General features: G+C 68.4%; 12 protein-coding genes. 8 read left to right on the top strand and 4 right to left on the bottom strand.

Features of this window, described 5'->3' with window-relative positions:
* Positions 1 to 41 precede the first annotated feature (41 nt).
* Together YM304_RS07655 and YM304_RS07650 are read left to right on the top strand one after the other, a co-directional pair.
* Positions 42 to 5006 carry a DNA repair ATPase gene (locus YM304_RS07655; RefSeq protein ID WP_015441087.1) on the top strand — a complete coding sequence of 1655 codons (4965 nt, stop codon included), beginning with the start codon at positions 42 to 44 and terminating at the stop codon, positions 5004 to 5006.
* A gap of 63 nt (positions 5007 to 5069) precedes the next feature.
* Positions 5070 to 5366: a hypothetical protein gene (locus YM304_RS07650; RefSeq protein WP_015441086.1), complete on the top strand. Its 297-nt coding sequence runs from the start codon at positions 5070 to 5072 to the stop codon at positions 5364 to 5366.
* Positions 5367 to 5405: 39 nt separating this feature from the next.
* Here the strand turns inward: YM304_RS07650 and YM304_RS07645 are convergent, their stop codons facing one another.
* Both YM304_RS07645 and YM304_RS07640 read right to left on the bottom strand, forming a co-directional pair.
* A complete protein-coding gene (locus YM304_RS07645; protein ID WP_015441085.1) occupies positions 5406 to 6674 on the bottom strand; it encodes a hypothetical protein in 1269 nt (422 codons plus the stop codon).
* Positions 6675 to 6728: 54 nt separating this feature from the next.
* Positions 6729 to 7712 (bottom strand): LLM class F420-dependent oxidoreductase, encoded by a 984-nt coding sequence (locus YM304_RS07640; RefSeq protein WP_015441084.1) that lies wholly within the window; start codon positions 7710 to 7712, stop codon positions 6729 to 6731.
* Positions 7713 to 7806: 94 nt separating this feature from the next.
* Between YM304_RS07640 and YM304_RS07635 the strand changes: the two genes are divergently transcribed.
* Both YM304_RS07635 and YM304_RS07630 read left to right on the top strand, forming a co-directional pair.
* On the top strand, positions 7807 to 9225 hold the full coding sequence (locus YM304_RS07635; RefSeq protein ID WP_015441083.1) for an amidase: 1419 nt from the start codon (positions 7807 to 7809) through the stop codon (positions 9223 to 9225).
* A gap of 186 nt (positions 9226 to 9411) precedes the next feature.
* Positions 9412 to 10956: an AMP-binding protein gene (locus YM304_RS07630; protein ID WP_015441082.1), complete on the top strand. Its 1545-nt coding sequence runs from the start codon at positions 9412 to 9414 to the stop codon at positions 10954 to 10956.
* A gap of 45 nt (positions 10957 to 11001) precedes the next feature.
* Here YM304_RS07630 and YM304_RS07625 read toward each other — a convergent pair whose 3' ends face one another.
* Positions 11002 to 12261 (bottom strand): pyridoxal phosphate-dependent decarboxylase family protein, encoded by a 1260-nt coding sequence (locus tag YM304_RS07625; RefSeq protein WP_015441081.1) that lies wholly within the window; start codon positions 12259 to 12261, stop codon positions 11002 to 11004.
* Positions 12262 to 12331: 70 nt separating this feature from the next.
* Between YM304_RS07625 and YM304_RS07620 the strand changes: the two genes are divergently transcribed.
* Together YM304_RS07620 and YM304_RS07615 are read left to right on the top strand one after the other, a co-directional pair.
* Positions 12332 to 13351: an extracellular solute-binding protein gene (locus YM304_RS07620; RefSeq protein WP_015441080.1), complete on the top strand. Its 1020-nt coding sequence runs from the start codon at positions 12332 to 12334 to the stop codon at positions 13349 to 13351.
* Positions 13352 to 13389: 38 nt separating this feature from the next.
* Positions 13390 to 14988 (top strand): ABC transporter permease, encoded by a 1599-nt coding sequence (locus YM304_RS07615; protein ID WP_015441079.1) that lies wholly within the window; start codon positions 13390 to 13392, stop codon positions 14986 to 14988.
* Here the strand turns inward: YM304_RS07615 and YM304_RS07610 are convergent.
* A complete protein-coding gene (locus tag YM304_RS07610) occupies positions 14889 to 17573 on the bottom strand; it encodes an AMP-binding protein (RefSeq protein WP_015441078.1) in 2685 nt (894 codons plus the stop codon). The two genes, YM304_RS07615 and YM304_RS07610, sit on opposite strands and share 100 nt — an antisense overlap.
* A gap of 132 nt (positions 17574 to 17705) precedes the next feature.
* Here YM304_RS07610 and YM304_RS07605 point away from each other — a divergent pair, with 132 nt between their 5' ends.
* Positions 17706 to 18821, top strand: coding sequence for an ABC transporter ATP-binding protein (locus tag YM304_RS07605; RefSeq protein ID WP_015441077.1), 1116 nt, complete (start codon positions 17706 to 17708; stop codon positions 18819 to 18821).
* A gap of 35 nt (positions 18822 to 18856) precedes the next feature.
* On the top strand, positions 18857 to 20524 hold the full coding sequence (locus YM304_RS07600) for an amidohydrolase (protein ID WP_015441076.1): 1668 nt from the start codon (positions 18857 to 18859) through the stop codon (positions 20522 to 20524).
* Positions 20525 to 20533 lie beyond the last annotated feature (9 nt).

The raw sequence follows: 20533 nt of genomic DNA, 5'->3' as shown, positions 1-20533 counted from the left end.
TCTGACACCGGATGACGCCCGTTCCCGCGCGTTCGGTTGCGATGACTGACGAAGCTGCACCGAGCGAGGAGCACGGATCCGAGGCGCTGCGCGGCGGGTCGTACGACCTGTTGCGTCGGCGCGTGGCCACGCAGGTCACCGAACTCGAACGCATCGCACGACAGATCGACGACGCCCGGGTGGCGTCGTTCGGTTCGGTCGGACTCTCGCTCAGCGGGGCCGACCGTCTGGCGACCGACCTCGCGTGCCTCCCGCGCGACATCGCCCGCATCGGCGACCTGCTCCTGCTGGGCTTCAACATCGACGTCGAGCTCAGCGTGCAGCAGCCCGAGCAGGTGTTCGCGCTCTACTCCGTGTCCGACATCGAGAGCGACGAACCGACGCTCTCCCCCGTCGCTGCCGACGACGATCGCAACTTCCTGGCAGAGCCGGCGTTTCGTGAGGAGTTCGACAAACTCGTCCGCTTCTACGGCAAGACGCGCTTCAGCGATCTGCGCACCACGCAGAACCAGTTGCTCGCCGTGTTCCAGGTCGGTGACCGCGTCGACGACGTACGCGTCTTCCGGTGGGCGCTGACCGGCGAAGGCGCCGAACGGCGCGCCACGTTCACCGACGGGCGCGGCGAACGTGACTACACCTGGCCCTCCGCACACGATCAGGAGTGGTCGACGTCGACGCGTGAAGACCAACGGGCCGGCGCCCACCCGGTCGTGTCGGTGCTCGACGAGGTCTTCATCGGGTTCCGCGGCGGTCGCCTCCAACTCCGCGTCGAGACCGGCGAAGGCGGTTCGCACGCGGAGATCGACGAAGCCATCGCGAACTCCGGCCAGTCGCTCGCCGACCTCGGCGTCGACTACCTCACCATCGGCGACATCCTGCTCATCCGAGTGCGTCTGTACGAGGAGGACCCGCGTACGTACGTGTTCTCGCGTCGGTCGCGGGCCGGCACGCGAGTCGATGCCGCGGGCGTCGCGTCACGCCTGCTCCCTGGCGGCGAGGGCATCGTCTTCCCCGGTGGCTACCACCTCACGTCGACGGGCACGCGCACGTTCGACGTCGACGTCGACGGGCTGCAGTTCGAAGAACTCGTCGCCGCACCGAACGGCGAGGACGTGCTCTACGTGTTCCACCGCCGCGAGAGCGGCGAGTACCTCCTCATGCCGTACAACCTGGTGCGCCGTGAGATCGCCCAGGTCATCGCCTGCCACGGATTCGCCACGTTCGCCGACGGGTCGATGATCCTCTTCCGCGATCAGCCGCAGGACTCCGACGCGGCCAAGATCCATCCGATCCAGTGGTGGACCACACCGTTCGCCGACACGACCTACGTCCCCGTCGCCGCCGATGGCGACGCCTGGTCGTTGCGGGTCGGCAACGCAGCGCTCGTCGCCGGTCTCGGCGACGTGTACGACATCGTCCGACTCAGCCGAGACGAGCGACCCAACGCCCGATCGTGGGAAGCGCTCGCCGCGGCCACCCGACGGGCGATGGACCAACACCTCTGGTTCGTCGACGACGAGGCCCACGGGATCGGCGCAGCGGCACACGAAGTGCTGATCACCGCTGGTCAACTGCTCGACGAACACAAGCTCGTCGAGCGCAAGCGTTCGGCTGCCCGCGCCACGCTGGCCGCCGCCGAGACCGACGTGCGACACGTGCTCAACGGAATCGCCACCGCGTCCAACCCCGACCAGGTGGTCTCGGCCCTCGGACAACTGCGACGAGCGCGCGGCGAGATGTCGGTCGTGGCCGACACCGACGGCATCGACACCGAGCGGGTCGAACTGCTCGTCGGCGAACTCGACGCCGGAGTGGCCGAGCTGTCCGAGCGGGCGGTCGACGTGCTGTCGCGTCCCGCCGCCTTCTCCACCCTCGAATCGAAGATCGCGTCGAGCGAAGCAGCGGTCGCCGACGCAACGACGTCGGCGCAACTCGACGACATCGCCACCACACTCGCCGGGCTGCAAGACGATCTCGATGCCGTCGTCGACACGGTGTCGGCGCTCGAAGGTGGCGATCCGACGGTCCGCACGGCGATCGTGCGCAGCGTCGCCGACGTCACGGGCACCGCCAACCGGGTACAGGCGCAGCTCGACTCGAAGCGACGGAATCTCGGCGCCACCGAAGCGACCGCGGCGTTCGACGCCGAACTCGCACTGGTCGAACAGACCCTCAACGGCTCGGTCGCCGGCGCGGCGACGCCAGAAGACTGCGACAGCGTTCTCGCCCGCCTCCTCGTCACCATCGAGCGACTCGAATCGCGTTACGGCGACGAACCCGAGCGCAGCGCGTCGATCGCCGAGCTCCGTGCGTCGGCCCACGAGGTCGTCGGCGAACGCCGCACCGCCCTGCTCGACGAGCGCAACCGTCGTGCCACTCGCATCGTCGACGCCGCCACCCGCCTCCTCGCCACCGTCACTCGCCGCGCCAGCGAGTTCGACGACGACAAGGAGGTCGCTGCGTTCTTCGCCACCGATCAGCTCACCTCGCGAGTTCGCGAGCTCGCCGACGAACTCGAATCGCTCGACGACGCCGGACGAGCCGCCGAGGTGCGCAGCGGACTGCGCGACGCGATGGAGGAGGCCCGTCGGCGCATCCGCGACAAGGCCGCCCTCGTGTCCGACGACGGCGCCGTCGTGCTCGGCGGGGTCCGGCTCGCGCAGAACACCCAGCCCTTCGAGATGGTCCTGTCGGCGCGGACCGACGAACGCGGCAACGACTCGATCGCCGCGACCATCACCGCCACCGACTTCGCTGCCGACGTCACCGAGCAACTGTCCGAGTTCGCCGATCTCCTCGGACGTGCGTTCCCGTCCGAGACCGCAGAGGTCTCGCGCAGCGAGTATCTCGCTTGGGCGGTGCTCGAATCGATGACCCAGCGGCCCGGCGGACTGCAGGAGTTGCTCACCGCCACCGCGAGCCCGGCGAAGATGAGCGAGCTGTGTCAGGCCGAAGCCGAGCGACGCCACGGCGACGGCTATCAGCGCGGCGTGCACGACCACGACGCGGCCCGCATCCTCACGGCCATCCTCCCGTCGCTCGAAGCCGAGCCACTCCTGCGATTCACCGGTCACGTGCGAGGACTCGCACGGCTCTGGCTGGCCACGCTCGACTCCGACACCGTCGAGTCCTGGGTGGCGAAGTCGACCGCCGCTGCCACCGCCGCTCGTCGGCTCCGTGCCTCGGGGCCGACCGAACGACTCGTCGACGACGCGGGCCTCGAACTCGCCCGGTTCGTCGCCGAATCGTCGCCCGCGTCGCCGGCAGACGCACCTGCCGACCCCACCGCCGGCTTCGGCGAGGTGCAGATCGAGCGAGCCGCCGATTATCTCGTCGCCGAACTCGCATCGGGTGGCACGGTCATCGCGTCGTCGACGGCCACGGCGCTCGTCGACGAACTGCGCAACGACCTCGGAGCCGAAGGCGTGGCCGAACTCGACGTGGCACTCGCCGCCGAGCCCGACCCGATCGAACGATTCGTGCTGGCCAGCGACTGGCTCTCGGCCTACGTCGCCGCCGACGAGTCCCGAGCCGACAAGGCCTTCGACATCGCTGAAGGCGCGGCGATGCTCTCCACGCCCGATCTCGCAGTGCGACGCGTCACCCACGGCGGCGCGCTCACCGTCAGCGGCCTCGTCGCCGACCACCCGCGCATCGTCGACGGGCAACTCGTCACCCGCACCGACGAACTCGCCGAAGGCGCCGGTGCGCTGTTCGCCGAGATGCAGACCCGCTGGCCTGCGTACTCGGCGGCCCGCAAGCGTGTCGTCGACGTGCAGAGCGAACGGGTCAAGCTGGCCGAGCACCGGCCGCGCGTCATGGCGGGCTTCGTTCGCAACACGCTGATCGACACCGCGCTGTTGCCACTGTTCGGCCCGAACCTCGGTCGTCAGCTCGGCACGGTCGATCCGACCGACGTCGCTCGACAAGGCCTCCTCGTCGTCGTCTCGCCTCCCGGCTACGGCAAGACCACGCTCATGGAGTGGATCGCCGATCGACTCGGACTGCTCATCGTGAAGGTCAACGGACCAGCGCTCGGGCACGACACGACGAGCCTCGACCCCGCCGACGCGCCCAACGCCGCGGCGAAGGCCGAAGTCGAGAAGATCAACCTCGCGTTCCGGATGGGACGCAACGTGATGCTGTATCTCGACGACATCCAGCACACGTCACCGGTGCTGCTCTCACGATTCATCCCGCTCGCCGACGCCACGCGCCGGATCGAGGGTGTCGCCGACGGCGAGGCGACCACGTTCGACCTGCGCGGCAAGCGCTTCTGCGTCGTCATGGCCGGCAACCCCTACACCACCGGTGGGGGCCGCTTCGAGATGCCCGACATGCTCGTCAACCGGTCCGACGTGTTCAACCTGGGTGATGTCTCGGGAGAGCACGGCGAGGCGTTCGCCCGGTCGTACATCGAGAACTCGCTCACCGCGTGTCCGACCATCGCGCCGCACGCCTCGAAGCTGCTCGACGATCTCGCCCCGGTGCTCGACATGGCCTCGGGCCGCAGGCCGGTCGACTCGACCGGCCTGCAACACGCGTGGGACGGCGCCGAACTCGACGCGACGGTGCGATCGGTCGCCATGCTCCAACGGGCTCAGAACGTGTTGCTGAAGGTCAACGCGGCGTACATCGCCTCGGCGGCGACCTCCGACGACGACCGCACCGCTCCCCCGTTCCTCTTGCAGGGTTCGTACCGCAACATGGCCCGGATCGCCGGGCGCATCGTGCCGGTCATGACCCCCGACGAACTCGATGCGGTCGTCGACGACCACTACAACTCCGAAGCTCAGACGCTCACCGATCGAGCCGAGCAGAACACACTCGCCTACAAGGCGCTCACCGGCAGGATGACCGACTCGGAGACCGAACGCTGGGACGAGATCCTCGAACGGGCTCGGGCCCGTGCGGAGGCGGCCGATGGCGTCGGGCGCGTCGTCGGAGCGCTCGATCGGCTGACCGGCGCCGTGCTGCACGATCCCGAGCACGACGGACCGATCTGAGGCAAAACACCAGGTCACGGCGCGCTCGCAACTCTGTTACAGGGTCCTGCGCATCATGGAGACATGAAGAACAGCGCCGCCGACATCCGCCACATCGATTCCGCTCCCACCGCCGTCAACGCCGCCGCAGAGCAGCTCACGCTGCTGAGCGTCCCGGTCGACACCCGGGCACATCAGCTGCCCACCACCGGCGCCCCGACCCGTTCGGTGCACGCCCGGTTCCGTCTCAACAAGGCCACCCGCGAGCGTGGGCTCCAGCACGTCGCCGAGATCCGCCGTCAGCTCGACGAGGCCAAGGCCGCTCGCGAAGCGAGCAACGTGCGGCGTCTGCCGTCACGCAACCCGGCCACGGCCGCCTGAGTGGCCTGGCGGACACGTCGGGTCCGCCCTCTGTTCCGGTCAGCGACGGCGCTGACGACCGGGGCCGAGGGTGATGCTCGGGGTGATCGCCTTCCAGTCCTTCAGCCGGAGCATGCTCGACCAGATCCCGGCGCCGAACGCCACGTCGAGCATCAGGCGATGTGGAGCGGCCACCACGGCCACCACCGCCAACCTGCGGGCACGGCGCGACACCAGTGCAGCCACGGCCACCAACGGCCACCACGCCCGACGAACCGCCGTCGTCAGCTGACGTGCGGCGGCCACGTGGTTCGTCACCGACAGGCGGAGCAGCGTGGCCGGAGCGACGTCGGGCAGCTTTCGACGGATCGACCACGTGCGACTGCCCGCCAGTCCGAGCCCGACGAGTGGATGGCCGGTCAGCGCGAGCAGCAACGAGCTCGCGGTCCAGCCGTCGGACCGGAACGGGGCCAGCGCCCGGGGATGGCGCAATGCGAGCGGCGCCGACGACGACCCGTATCCGTACTGCTGACGTAGGCGCTCCCGCACGGTCGCCCGACGGCGGTGTTCGACGGTCGCTGCCGGCTCGTAGCGGCAACCCCACCCGGCCTGGTCGAGTCGCCACACGAAGTCGACATCCTCACCGAAGCGCATCTGCTCGTCGAAGCCACCGATCTCGTCGAACGCCTCGGAGCGCACGATCAGCGCCGCTGCAGGCACGTAGCTCACCCGGGTTCCCTGCCGCACCCGAGCGGGGTCGGGTCCGAGGTCGAGCGACGACCCGGGGTCGCCGGTCACTCGGGGTGCCACCGCCCCGACTCTCGGGTCGTCGAAGTGGGCAAGCAGCGGCTCCCACCACGCTCGAGCGATGCCCTCATCGGACGCGGTCGGCCCACCGGTCACCTGGCTGGGCAGGTCGACGTCGGCGTCGACGAACGCGATCAGCGCCGTGTCCACCTCCCGGCGGCCTGCGTTGCGAGCCGCCGCTGGCCCCCGGTTGGTCGCCAGGCGGACCGACGCACCTGCGAGCGGCGGCACACTGCCGTCGTCGACGACCACCCGCTCGCTGAAACGCACGGTTCCGCCGAGTTGGGGCGTCACGATGGTGACGTCGGCGACCTCGAACACGGTCGATCGCTCCGGCCGCGGATGGATCGCTCCGGCCTCGAGCATCCGGTCGACCAGTGTCGACGTCTCGATGTGGTCGCCGGCGACGAGACGGTCGACGACCGCTCCGCCGGACGTCGAGAGTCGGAACATCGTCAGCGGCGACCCGGCGAGCACCGTGTCGCCCGCTCGCCGCCACGTTCGATCGACTCGATAGAGCATCAGCGGCTCAAGGCGAGCGGCGAGGTCGAGCCCACGAGCGCCGATCGAGGTCGATCACGTCGCGGTCGGGGCGAGGTCTTTCACGGCCTGCCAGTGATTCAGTTCCGGGTCGAGCGGCAGGATCGCGAGCGAACTGGTGGTGACACCGTTGTCGAAGTACGACTGGATCTTGGCCCGGCACTGGGCCGGCGAACCGTGCACGACCAGATCGTCGACCACCGAGTCGGGAATCTCTGCGAGTGCGGCCTTGCGATCGCCGGCCTTCCACGCGTCCCACATGCCCTGCAGTTGTTCGCCGCGGCCGAGCCACTCGTGGAACGCTGCGTACACCGGCACGTTGAGGTAGGCAGCGATCGCGAACTTCGCCGCCGCACGCACCGTCTCGGCGTTCTCGCTCGGGCAGCAGAAGATCCGGCACACGACTTCCTTCTCGTCACCGCCGCCGGCGTCCTGCACGACCTTGTTGACCATGGGCACGTCGGACGCGCTCAGCCAGTTGATGATCACGCCGTCGCTCTCGCGTCCGGCGAGTCGCAACATCCCCTCGCGCAGCGCGGCGACGAGGATCTTGGGTTGCTGTTCGGGCCGCACACCGAGGCGGAACCCGTTGATCTCGAAGGTGTCGTACGACTTCTTGATCTTCTCCCCCTCGAGCGCGTCCTTCAGGAAACGCACGACGTCGCGCACCTTCTTGTACGGCTCCTCGAACGGAATGCCGTTCCAGCGCTCGACGATGACGTTGCTCGACGAGCCGATACCGATGGCGAACCGGCCGGGGGCGGCGTCGGCCATCGAAGCGACGCTCTGCGCCATCAGCGCCGGCGACCGCGTGTAGGCGGGCACGATCGCCGTACCGAGCCGCAGCCGGGGCTCCCACGCCGCCGCCATCGCCAGCGGCGTGAAGGCATCGGCTCCGTCGGACTCGGCCGACCAGATGTCGGTGTAGCCCATGTCGGCCAGTTCGGCGAGTTTCGCCTGGTGCGAGTGCAGCGGGCCGGGAAGCGGAACGGTCATGCCGGGACGGATCGGAAGTGCCATGCCGCAAACCTAGAAGACCGCTCCCGAGCGGTGTGCATCCGCCGTCGCCGAACTGCGAGGGTCAGCCGCCCGCACCGACGCGGTACCGTTCGGCATGAGCAACGACACCTGGCAAGGCGATGCGGTCGGACTCGTCGAGGCGTTTCGCGCCGGTGAACGCAACCCGACCGAAGAACTCGACGCGGTCTATGCGGCGATCGATGCCAGCGACCTGAACGCCGTGTGCTTCACCGATCGCGACGCTGCTCACGACGCCGCAGCCGGTGCCGACGTGCGCAAGCCGTTCGGTGGCGTTCCGATCGGTGTGAAGTCCCTCACACAGGTCGAAGGCTGGCCCGACGACGATGCCTCGGTCCCGTTGAAAGACCAGATCGCTCCCGACACCGCCACGATGGTGCAGCGAGTTCGCGACGTCGGCGGTGCGGTCCTCGCTGCGCAGATGACGTCGAGCGAGTTCGGTGGCGTCAACATCACCCGCACCGTGTTGCACGGCACCACCCACAACCCGTGGCAGCACGGGCGAACGCCGGGCGGATCGTCGGGCGGTTCGGCCGCCGCGGTCGCCGGCGGCATCGTGCCGATCGCCACGGGAGGCGATGGTGGCGGTTCGATTCGCATCCCGGCCGGGTTCACCGGCCTCGTCGGGCTCAAAGGCACTTTCGGTCGGATCCCGCTCGGCCCGAACGCGAGATACGGCAACCTCACCGTGTCGACGGGCTGTATGGCCCGCTCGGTGCGCGACACCGCACGCTGGTTCGACGTGAGCAGTGGGCACGACGCCAACGATCCGCTCAGCCTGCCGAAGACCGACCCATGGGAACCGGCGCTCGGCACGCACCTCGACGAACTGCGCGGCGCCCGCGTCGCCGTGGCACCCGACTGGGGTGGAGCGACCGTCTCCCCGGTCATGTGGGAGCTCCTCGAAGAACGCGCGATCGGACTCATCGACGAACTCGGATGGCAACGGATCGACGGCCTCGACCTCGGCCTGCCTCGCATGGGAGCCGCCTGGTCGATCTCGGGCATGCTCGAGATCGCCGAGGCGCTCAAAGATCACTGGCCCGAGTGCGCCGACGATCTCACGTGGGAGATGCGCAACGGGCTGCGGGCGGTCGAAGGTCGCTACGGGCCGGAGGAACGAGCCAAGATCGAGCGGCGCCGCATGGAGGTCAACCAGGCGATGGCGCGCATCTTCGATCCGTCCGATGGTGTCGACTTCGTCATCACCGCATCGAACCCCGACGTCGCCTTCGACGCCGACGGCCCGCTGCCCAAGGTGTTCGGTGGCGTCGAAGCGCCATCGGGTCGCGGCAACAACGGGCTGCTCACGTTCCCCGCCAACCTGCACGGAAACCCGGCGATCTCGGTCCCCGCCGGCTTCGTCGACGACGGATCGAGCCGCCTGCCGATCGGCCTCCAGATCATCGGTCGCCACTTCAGCGAGCCCCTCCTCCTCGACGCCGCCCTCACCATGGAACGCACACACCCCTGGCCCCTCACCGCCCCCAACTGATCATCCCGCCCGTCCCGCCCTCACCACTCCCGTTTTGCCCCTGCAATCCGTCATCGGTGACGGATCTGAGGGGCAAAACCAGACAGGCCCGGTTTTGCCCCGGGGATCGGTCAGAGATGACGGATCTGAGGGGCAAAAGCTGGCGGCTGACGGGGCGAGTGAGCGGAGCGCGTAAGTTGTGCGTCGATGAAGGTCGCACTCACCGTCAATGACTTCCTGAAGCGAGCCGAGCTCGTCTACCCCGATCGCGAGGCGCTGGTCGACGAACCAGATCAGCCCGCCGAGAGTTGGGGATCGATCGACTATCGAGAGATGGCCCGACGGGCCAAGGCGATGGCTGCGGGGCTCGACGAACTCGGCATCGGCGTGGGCGAGCGCGTGGCGATGGTCAGCCACAACTCCGCTCGGCTCCTCACCGCGCTCTTCGGGGTCTCCGGTTCGGGTCGCGTGCTCGTGCCGATCAACTTCCGGCTCGTCGCGGCAGAGGTGGAGTACATCATCGAACACTCCGGAGCGCGACTGCTCCTCGTCGACCCCGAACTCGAAGAAGCGCTCGCCGACGTGCAGTGTGAGCGCAAGCTGATCATCGGTGCCGATTCCGATGCCGTGCTGATGAAGTTCGACACCGAGCCCGCCCCGTGGGAAGCCGACGAAGACGCCACGGCGACCATCAACTACACGTCGGGGACGACCGCTCGTCCGAAGGGCGTAGAGCTCACGCACCGAAACGTGTGGATCAACGCCACCACCTTCGGCTGGCACATGGGGGTGAGCGACCGCGACGTGTACCTCCACACGCTTCCGCAGTTCCACTGCAACGGCTGGGGCATGCTCTACGCGGTCAGCGGCATGGGCGGCAAACACGTCATCATCCGCAAGATCGACGGGCACGAGATCCTGCAGCGGGTCGACGAACACGGCGTCACGCTGATGTGTGGCGCACCCGCCGTGCTCAACATGGTGATCGACGCGGCCGAAGAACTCATCGCCGAGGGCAAGCCGGTGCCGGGTCGTGACCGCGTGCGCATCGTCGTCGCCGGCGCTCCCCCGCCCACGAGCACGATCCAGAAGACCGAGGAGGTGCTCGGCTGGGAGTTCGTCCAGATCTACGGCCTCACCGAGACCGCGCCGCTGATCACGATGAACCGCGGCCGGGCGGAGTTCGACGAACTGTCACCGACGGAGCGTGCGCAGAAGCTCGGCCGGGCCGGCGCACCGAGCATCGGCACGACGATGGCGGTCAGCCCCGACGGCGAGATCATGGCTCGCAGCAACACGATCATGAAGGGCTACTGGGAGCAGCCCGACCAGACCGATGCCGCGATCAAGGACGGCTTCTTCCACACGGGCGACGGCGGCACGATCGACGACGACCACTACGTGGTGATCTCCGACCGGAAGAAGGACGTCATCATCACCGGCGGCGAGAACGTGTCGTCGATCGAGGTCGAGGACGCGATCTTCCAGCACCCGGAGATCACCGAGGTCGCCGTCATCGGCATCCCCGACGAGAAGTGGGGCGAACTCGTGACGGCCCTCGTCGTCACCACCCCGGGCAGCGACCTCGACCAGGACGCGGTCATCGCACACACCCGCACGCTGCTCGCCGGCTACAAGTGCCCGAAGCGCATCGAGTTCCGCGACGAGCTCGCACGCACCGCCACCGGCAAGCTCCAGAAGTTCAAGCTCCGCGAACCGTTCTGGGACGGCGTGAACCGACAGGTCAACTGAGCAACCGTTCCTGAACTCCGACGGCCACGACGTGCCGCTACCCGGTCACTCGAGGGTGGCGTAGGTGGTGCTGCGATCGTCGGTGGTGTCGCCACGAACAGCGGCGACGCACGCCTCGAGATCGGTGAGGTAGTCGTCGATCACACCGGAGTTGGTGTTGCTGACCGTCGAATGCAGGTTGTCGGGCGGCGTCTGGCGATCGTGGTACCAGCCCCGCTCGAGCAGCGCGTCGCCCAGTGCGAACGCATCGACCGGCGTGCCACTCGCATCGGGATCGGACGCCATGGCCACGAGGTGGAACTGCCCGTCGCCGAGCACCTTGATGCCGTCGATCGCCATGATGCCGGCGCGCATCTTGTCGGCGTTGATCAACGTCTGGCGGGTGAGGTCGACGTACCCGTCGATGCCCAGATGCTGCATGACCGCCCACGCACACGCCATCGGCAGGCCCGAACGGGTGCCCTGCATGTTCGGTGAGGCGTAGAAGCCACCGAGCCAGTCGCCGAACACGAAGGTCTGGTACTTCCGCAACTCCTTCGTGCGGTGCAGGATGACCGACACGCCCTTGGGTGCGTAGCCGAGCTTGTGAATGTCGGCGGAGATCGTCGTGACCCCGTCGACGCGGAAGTCCCAGGGCGACACCTCGCGTCCGAGACGTTCGGCGAACGGCAGCACGAAGCCGCCCATGCAGGCGTCGACGTGGCAGCTCGCTCCCACCGACTGGGCGAGCGCGGCGATCGCCGGAATGTCGTCTTGCACGCCCTGCGGGTACTGCGGCGCAGATCCGACGACCAGGGCCGTGTTCTCGTTGACCGCCAGCGCCATCGCGTCGACGTCGGCGGTGTAGTCGGCCTTCACGGCGACCTTGCGCACGATGAGCCCGAAGTTGTCGGCCGCCTTGTGGAACGCCGCGTGTGCGGTCTCGGGCAGCACGATCTCGGGGGCGATCACACCGCGTTCGGCAGCGGCGCGCTTGCGCGCTGCGAGCACCGCGCACAGGATCGACTCGGTGCCGCCGCTGGTGAGGAAGCCGGCCACGTCGTCGTCGCCGTTCAGGAGCGCCGAGGTCCACCCGACCACTTCACGCTGGATCGCGGCCAACGACGGGAACGCCTGGGTGTTCAGCGCGTTCTCGTGGAGATAGAGGCGGGCTGCCTGCTCGGCCACCTCGTGCACCGACGGGCCACCGTCGTACACCATGCCGAAGGTCTTGCCATCGGCCCACTTGACGTCGTTCGCTCGCTTCTCGGTCAGCTCCGCGATGACCTCGTCGACGGGGCGTCCTTGCTTCGACAATTCGTCCATGCCGTGATTCTCTCAGAACCGGCGTCCGGTCAGGTTGTTAGGCAAACTTCACACGGCATACGCTCATCGCATGAAGCTCCGGACTCATCGCTCATTCGCCCTCATCGGAGTCGCGGTCGCTGCGCTCGTCGCCAGCGCGTGCGGCGGCGACGACGGCAACAGCATCACGGTCTACTCGGGTCGCGGCAACAGCCTCATCCAGCCGATCATCGATCGGTTCGAGGAGGAGAGCGGCATCGACGTCAAGGTCAAGTACGGCGATTCGGCCGACCTCGCGCTCCTCATCAACGAAGAAGCCGACGCCGGTCGGGCCGAAGCCGACGTGTACCTGTCGCAGAGCCCCGGGTCGATCGGGTTCGTCGACGCCAACCTCGCGCAGATCCCACAGGCGACGCTCGATCTCGTCGACCCGAACACTCGCGACGACGACGGGCGCTGGGTCGGCATCTCGGGCCGTCAGCGTGTGCTCGTCTACAACACCGACGACGTCGATCCGGCCGAGCTTCCCGACTCGATCTTCGACCTGGTCGCCGATGACCGCTGGGCCGGCGAGATCGGCGTGGCCGGGGGCAACGGCTCGTTCCAGGACTTCGTGACCGCGATGCGCTTCACCGAAGGCGAAGACGTCGCCGCCGCATGGCTCAGCGACCTCGCCGCGCTCGACCCGGTCGCCTACGCCAACAACAACGCCATCGTCACCGCCGTCGGGCGCGGCGATGTGCAGGTCGGCCTCGTCAACCACTACTACAACTTCCGCCAGCTGGCCGAGAACCCCGATCAGCCGAGCGCCAACCACGTCTTCGCCGACGGCGACCCCGGGGCCACGCTCATCGTCACCGGCGCCGCCATCGTCGCCGGGAGCGACAAGGCCGATCTGGCCGACCAGTTCCTCCAGTTCCTGCTCTCCGACGAAGGCCAGCAGTACTTCGCCAACGAGACGTTCGAGTACCCGCTCGTGCCGGGTCAGCCGACCGCCGGCAACGTGCCGCCGATCGAGTTCGGTGACGTCGGATCGATCGACCTCGACGAACTCGAAGGCGGACTCGGTCAGACCCGAGCGATGATCGAAGCCGCCGGGCTCGAGAGCTGAACGTCGCAACATCGAGCGAAGCTGCCAGACTTCGCTCGATGCCCGCAGACGCGACGAACACGGCCGCACCCCGTCGACCGCGGCGCTGGTCGGGCATCACCGTTGCAGCGATCGCCATCGGCGCGATCTTCGCGGCGCCCGCGCTGTTCGTCGTCGCCCGAACCGTCACCCTCGACGCGTCGTTCTCCGACACCCTCGACGACATCCGAGGTCCGCTCTGGCGGACCGTGCAACTCGCCACGCTGGTGTCGTTCTCGGCCACGTTGCTCGGAACCGGGCTGGCGTGGCTGACCGTTCGCACCGACCTGCCGTTTCGACGCGTGTGGCGCATCGCCCTCGTCCTCCCGCTCGTCCTGCCCTCGTTCGTCGGCGCCGGCGCGTTCATCGCCGGCATCGCGCCGGGCGGCGTCATCCACGATGCACTCGACCTCATCGGGGTCGACGCCCCACGACGATTCCGCGGGCTGGGTGCCAGCTGGCTGGTGCTCACTGCGTTCACGTACCCGTACGTGCTCCTGCCCGTCTCGGCCCGACTCGACTCGCTCCGCACGAGCCTGGCCGAGAGTGCCACCCTGCTCGGCCTGAGCCCTCGCCGAGTGTTCTTCCGGATCATCGCTCCCGAGATCCGACCGGCCGTGCTGGGCGGAGGGCTCCTGGTCTTCCTCTACACGCTGTCGGAGTTCGGGGCCGTGCAGTTGCTCGGCTACGACACGCTGACCCGTGTGATCTTCGTGACGCGGCAGGCCGACCGGGCCACGTCGTTCGCCGCAGCCACCACCCTGCTCGTCCTCGCCGTCGTCGTCGTCACGCTCGAACGCCGTCTGCGGGGTCGCACGAGCGTCGACCAGCGATCGGCGGCGATCGACCATCGCCCGGCCACGCTCGGCTGGAAGCGGATTCCGGCGACGCTCGCGTGTGCGGCGACGCTCGCCGTTGGCCTCGTGGTCCCGGTGCTCAGCCTCCTGGTGTGGACCCGTCGGGGCTTCTCCGACGGTCGCCTCGACGTCGGCGACCTCACCGACCCGGCGATCAACACCGCCACCGTTGCCGTGATCGCGGCCATCGTCACCGTGCTCGTCGTGCTGCCCATCGCACTGGCCACGACGCGACGACCCAGCACCGCGACGAGCGTGGCAGCAGGGGCCGTGCTCGGCGGTTTCGCCATCCCGGGTCTGGTCATCGCACTCGCGCTGGCCGTGATCGCACTCAATGCTCCGGGGATCGGGTGGCTGTATCAGTCGTTCTCGCTGCTCATCATCGGCTACGTGATCCACTTCGGCTCGCAGGCGCTGGCGAGTGCCGAACAGGCGGTCCGAGCCGTCCCCGACCATGTCCGCGAGCAGAGTCGGCTGCTCGAACCGCGCACCGCTCGGCGGGTGCTCCGCGTCGACCTGCCGATGATGCGTCCGGGGCTGCTGGCCGGCGGCGGCCTCGTGTTCCTCGCCACGGTCAAGGAGTTGCCCGCCACACTGCTGCTCGCACCCCTCGACTTCCCGACGCTCGCCACCGAGATCTGGGGCGGGTTCAACGAAGGGCTCTACGCGCTCACCGGGCTCGCGTCACTCACGCTCATCGCGGTGTCGGGCGTGCTCACCTGGTTGCTGGTGCTGCGCCCGACCGTGCGACGTCGCCGCTGATCGTTCCACCATCGGCCGATCAGCACCGCGACCCGCCACACCACGACACCGGTGGCCATCGTGAGCAGGTAGGCGACGCGATCGTCGAGCCACGGGGTGAACAGCGGCCACACCTGCCAGTGGACCAGGAAGGTCCACATCGAGGCCGCGGCCATGACGCCGACGACGCGAGCGACCGGCGTGGGCAGCGAGATGCGCGGGATCCAGATCAATGCCGTGACCATGACGATGATGCGCCATTCACGGTCGGTCTGCCCGAAGTAGCCGACGCTGGTCGCCACCGTGGCGGCGGTGGCGACGAGGCGCTGCACGTTCGTCGTCGACCGGTAGGCCAACCAGCCGAGAGCGACGAACGACGCGACCGTGTGGGTGCGGAACAGGTAGTTGTAGCTCCCGCCCAGCGCGATCACGTCGAACCGGAACAGCCAGGTGATCGCCAGGACGCCGAGCGCGAATGCGAACGGCGCGCGCCGTTCGGCGTGTCGCACCCGGGCGAACGAGAACAGGAGCCCGAGCACGATCATCACCTGGACGAACGTCTCGAAGTACCAGTACTCCCATCGACCGTCGCGCCGCGCGGCTCCCCCGGTGTAGTTGTTGACGAGCAGCACGGCGCCGAGGCTGTAGCCGCCGAACAGGAGCGCATTCAGCCCGATCCACACGCTCGTGGGCACGGCGACGCGAGCGATGGTCGAGCCGAGTGACCGGAGGCGCGCACCGACGTCGACGGCGGTGAGCTGGAAACGAGCGAAGTTGTAGCCGAGTACAGCGAGCAGCGTGTGCGCTCCCCCGGCGAGACGGAAGACGCGCATGTGGGTGCAGACGATCAGCGAGATGCCGATCGCTCGGATCACGACGCTCGTCTCGAGTTGCGTGACGAACCGTCGGCGCTGCTTGCTTCCGACCAGGCGATCGAGTTCGCCGACCGAGAGCACGTGCCAGTCGGACGGGACGGTGCCGATGATCTCTTCCAACCTGATCGACATCTCGACGTACGAGAACGAATCGCCCCCGAGCCCGGCGAACGTGTCGTCGGGAGCGACGGTGTCGACGCCGAGCACGAGCCGGAACGCCTCAGCGACCGACGCGTCGGTGCTCGGCTGCGCCGGTCCTCCGTCGATGCTGCGACCGGCCGCGACGAGCGCCGGGCGATCGATCTTGCCCGACGACGTACGAGGAAATTCGTCGACGACGATCGAAGCGATGCGCCCGGCGGGGATCGCGACGTGCTGTGCCGCAGCGTGAGCGAGGTCGGCGGCGGTCGCCGGGGGCTCACCGGTGGGGTCGGGTCGAAGGGCCGCGACGACGAGCAGTTCGTCGTCCCCGGCGCACCGGACGTCGCCGACCGTCGCCTGCAGCGTCGCTTCGAGATGGTCGAGGTCGATCCGCTTTCCGTGGATCTTGAGGAAGCGATTGGCCCGACCGACGATCTCGAGCAACCCCGCGTCGTTGATGCGACCGAGATCGCCGGTGCGGAGTTCGTCGAACTCTCGGCCGGTCGCCAGATCCGACGCGCTCGTCGCGTACCCCATCATCACGTTGGGCCCGCGATAGACGATCTCGCCGACGTCGGCGTCGGTCGCTGTGGCGTCGTCGCACCCACTCCGATCGATCGACAGCTCGCCGCCCGGAATCGCGACGCCCACGCACTCGGGGTGCGCCTCGACCTCGTCGGGCGGCAGGTATGCCATGCGTGCAGTCGCCTCGGTCTGCCCGTACATCACCACGAAGTCCCAGCCCGATCGCCGACCTCGCTGCGCCAACCTCGACACGACAGCGGGCGCGAGGCGACCCCCGGCCTGCGTGACGAGGCGCAACGTCGGGCTGTCGAGCAGGTCACCGCCACCGCGTTCGAGCAGGTCGAAGGTGTACGGCACGCCGGCCAGCGTGGTCACTCCGTGCCGGACGACGGCGTGGCGGAAACACGGGTCGACGACCGAGTTGTCGGTGAGGACGATCCGCGCTCCCACGACGAGGTGTGAGGTGAGCACCGACAGGCCGTAGCAGTAGTGCATCGGCAGCGAGGTGATCGCGCAGTCGTCGTCACGGAGATCGAGCGACGAGGCGATGGCGACGGCGTTCGATGCGAGTCCGCGCGCCGACCAGCGGACCAGCTTGGCCGCACCGGTCGAGCCCGAGGTGCTCGCCAGACCGGCGAGTTCGGCATGGAAGCGATGCGGCGACGGCACGGTCGGGTCGGTGCGGTGGTCGATGCCAACCCGGTCGGGTTCGCAGGTGACCACCACGTCGGGCCGATACGACTCGATGCCGGCCAGCGCAGCCGCCGATGGTTCGACGAGCACGAACGGATGACGCCCCTCGATGCAGGCGAGCAGCGTGACGACGACGTCGAGGTCGTTGCCGCCGCCGATGACCACGAGACGCCGTCCGACGCCGAACTCGGTGCACCGCTCGGCGGCGAGCCTCGCCAGTTCGGCGTACGACACCGAACGATCGCCGACGTGCACCGCCGTGCGACGGCCATGTCGCCGGAGCGCCGCGTTGCCGAGTACGTCGACGAGTTCGCGACCGTGGCGCTCGTCGCCATCCCCCACGTGGGGGCGATCGATCACCAGCTCGGACATCACATGGAAGGTACCCACGTGGCCGTAGGTGAAGCAACCCTAACGATCAGGTCGCTGATCGATCGCCGAGGCCGACCGACCCTGCGGCGCCGACAGCACGACTGGCGAATTGTTCGGTTACCCTCACAAGGAGTGCAACGCCTGCCTGCCGCCGCTGCTCCCGCAACGATCACGTTGCCGCGCCGCGGTGTCACGGTCGACGGCGTCTCGGTCAGCTACGACGGCACCGCTCGGGCGGTCGATCACGTGTCGCTCGACATCGAGGCCGGTTCGGTCGTCGCCCTCCTCGGTCCCTCCGGTTGCGGCAAGACCTCGTTGCTTCGAGCCATCGCCGGACTCGAGCGACCCGACACCGGAACCATCTCGGTCGGCGATCAGGTCGTGTCGGGTCCGTCCGACTGGGTGAAGCCGGAGCGCCGCAACATCGGCATGGTGTTCCAAGACGGTGCGCTCTTCCCGCATCTGAGCGTCGCCGACAACATCGCGTTCGGCCTGCGCTCGCCCGGCACGAAACTGTCGCGTGCCGATCGATCGTCGCGAGTCGACGAACTGCTCCGCCTGGTCGAACTCGACGGCCTGGGCGACCGCCTACCCGAGACGCTCTCGGGTGGGCAGCAGCAACGCGTGGCGCTGGCCCGATCCCTCGCGCCCAACCCGTCGGTACTGCTCCTCGACGAGCCGTTCTCGGCGCTCGACGCCGGGCTCCGGGTCCAGGTGCGCTCGAAGGTCGCCCGCATCCTGCGCGATGTCGGCGTCACCTCGATCTTCGTCACCCACGACCAAGACGAAGCGTTCGTCCTCGGCGACCGTGTCGCCGTGATGCGCAACGGCAACATCGAACAGTACGGCACGCCCGACCAGCTGTACCGAACGCCCACCACACCGTGGGTCGCCAACTTCGTCGGCGAAGCCAACTTCGTCGACGGCTCCCCCGTCGGCGACGGGGTCCACGCCACCACCATGCTCGGCGAGATTCCGATCTCCGATCACCGCGGGTTCAAGGGCGGCGGCGCGATGCAGATCCTCGTCCGTCCCGAGCAGGTCTCGATCGAGCGGCTCCCGCTCGACGGCCTCCACGCCGCAACGGTGACCGAGATCGAGTACTACGGCCACGACGTTCGCTACGAACTCGAGCTGGCCAACGGCGCTCGCCTCGCCGCCCGCACGCATCCCGGGCTGCTGCTCGAGCCCGGCGAGACGGTGCACGTCGGCTACGACGGCGGCCCCACCTCGGCCTGGCCGAGCTGACCCGCGCCGCCCGACCGCCAACTACGGTCGCAGCGATGGACACCGAGAACGTCGTCTACACCGCCCGCAAGATCGTGACGATGGATCCGTCGCAGCCCGTGGTCGACGCGGTGGCCGTGCGCGAGGGTCGCATCCTCGCCGCCGGGTCACTCGACGAGTGCACCTCGTGGGGCCCACACACGATCGACCGGACCTTCGACGAGCACGTGCTCGTCCCTGGCATGATCGAAGCGCACGCACACAGCCTCGAAGGAGCGTTCGCGCTGCTCCCCTACGTCGGATGGTTCGACCGGCACCGCCTCGACGGCACCGCACCGGGCGTTCGAACGTACGACGAGCTGATCCACCGTTTACGCGATCTCGACGACGAGATGACCCGAGCGGGTGCCGATCCGCTCGAACCGATCGTGGTCGGCGGGTTCGATCCGATCTACTTCACCGACGAAGCACGCCTCACCCGTGAACACCTCGACCACGCCGCGATGGAACGACCGGTGTTCGTGTTCCATGCCAGCGCTCACCTCGCCACGGTCAACTCGGCCATGCTCAGGGCTCACGACGTGAGCCGACACTCGACGACGGTCGGCATCGCCACCGACGACGACGGCGAACCGAACGGTGAGCTGCAGGAGATCCCGGCGATGATGGCGGCCGCGAGCTCCGCGCTGCAGCGCATTCTGCGAGCGATGAACGAGCCGGCCGCGATCGAGGCCCTCGGACAGATCTGCGCCAATCAGGGCATCACCACGCTCGTCGACCTCGCATCGGCAGGTCTGCAGCGTCCGGCGTCACAAGATCTCTGGCACGCCACGGTCGAGCGCGACGGCTTCCCGGCCCGCATCCTCCAACGGCACGTCGCCGCGCTCCCGCCGGGGTCGACCGACTGGGCCGAAGCTGCCGACGCGATCCTGCGGCTCCGCGACGACGACTCCGACAAGCTCCGCACCGCCGGCATCAAGATCATCCTGGACGGGTCGATCCAGGGCTTCACGGCGAAGATGGACTGGCCCGGCTACTACACCGGTACCGACCACGGTGTCTGGATGACCGCACCCGAACAGCTGCTCGACATCTGTCGTCCGTTCCACGAGCGCGGCATCAACATCCACACGCACTGCAACGGCACGATGACCATCGACCTCTGGATCGACACGGTCGAACAGCTCCTCATCGAGCATGCGTGGCTCGATCACCGGCACACGGTGCAGCACTGTCAGCTCACCTCACCGGCGCAGTTCCGACGCATGGCGAAGCTCGGGATGTGCGCCAACATCTTCACCAATCACATCTGGTACTGGGGCGACCAGCACCACGACATCACCGTGGGTCCTGAGCGGGCGCGCCGGATGGAGGCCTGTCGAACCGCCGAGCGCGAGGGTGTGTCGTTCTCGATCCACAGCGACGCGAACGTGACGCCGCTCGGGCACCTGCACACGATGTGGTGCGCGGTCAATCGCGTCACGCCGTCGGGCCGGGTGCTCGGCCCCGACGAGCGCATCTCGGCCGAATCGGCCCTGCGTGCGGTCACCCTCGGTGCGGCCTATCAGCTCCACCTCGACGCCGAGTTCGGTTCGATCGAGTGCGGCAAGGCCGCCGACTTCACCGTGCTCGGCGACGACCCGCTCACCGTCGATCCGATGACGATCAGAGACATCGACGTGTGGGGCACCGTCGTTGCCGGTGAGAAGTTCCCGGCCACCTGAACGGCTCGG

The organism is Ilumatobacter coccineus YM16-304 (assembly GCF_000348785.1).
GTDB lineage: Bacteria > Actinomycetota > Acidimicrobiia > Acidimicrobiales > Ilumatobacteraceae > Ilumatobacter_A > Ilumatobacter_A coccineus.
Note: the sequence above shows the minus strand (reverse complement) of the source record. Positions and strands in the feature narration are given on the sequence as shown.

Excerpts from the sequence above, each read along its gene's own strand:
- YM304_RS07645 (WP_015441085.1), bottom strand. The coding sequence starts at position 6,674 with ATGCTCTATCGAGTCGATCGAACGTGGCGGCGAGCGGGCGACACGGTG.
- YM304_RS07625 (WP_015441081.1), bottom strand. The coding sequence starts at position 12,261 with ATGGACGAATTGTCGAAGCAAGGACGCCCCGTCGACGAGGTCATCGCG.
- YM304_RS07630 (WP_015441082.1), top strand. The coding sequence starts at position 9,412 with ATGAAGGTCGCACTCACCGTCAATGACTTCCTGAAGCGAGCCGAGCTC.
- YM304_RS07635 (WP_015441083.1), top strand. The coding sequence starts at position 7,807 with ATGAGCAACGACACCTGGCAAGGCGATGCGGTCGGACTCGTCGAGGCG.
- YM304_RS07620 (WP_015441080.1), top strand. The coding sequence starts at position 12,332 with ATGAAGCTCCGGACTCATCGCTCATTCGCCCTCATCGGAGTCGCGGTC.
- YM304_RS07640 (WP_015441084.1), bottom strand. The coding sequence starts at position 7,712 with ATGGCACTTCCGATCCGTCCCGGCATGACCGTTCCGCTTCCCGGCCCG.
- YM304_RS07655 (WP_015441087.1), top strand. The coding sequence starts at position 42 with ATGACTGACGAAGCTGCACCGAGCGAGGAGCACGGATCCGAGGCGCTG.
- YM304_RS07615 (WP_015441079.1), top strand. The coding sequence starts at position 13,390 with ATGCCCGCAGACGCGACGAACACGGCCGCACCCCGTCGACCGCGGCGC.
- YM304_RS07600 (WP_015441076.1), top strand. The coding sequence starts at position 18,857 with ATGGACACCGAGAACGTCGTCTACACCGCCCGCAAGATCGTGACGATG.
- YM304_RS07610 (WP_015441078.1), bottom strand. The coding sequence starts at position 17,573 with ATGTCCGAGCTGGTGATCGATCGCCCCCACGTGGGGGATGGCGACGAG.
- YM304_RS07650 (WP_015441086.1), top strand. The coding sequence starts at position 5,070 with ATGAAGAACAGCGCCGCCGACATCCGCCACATCGATTCCGCTCCCACC.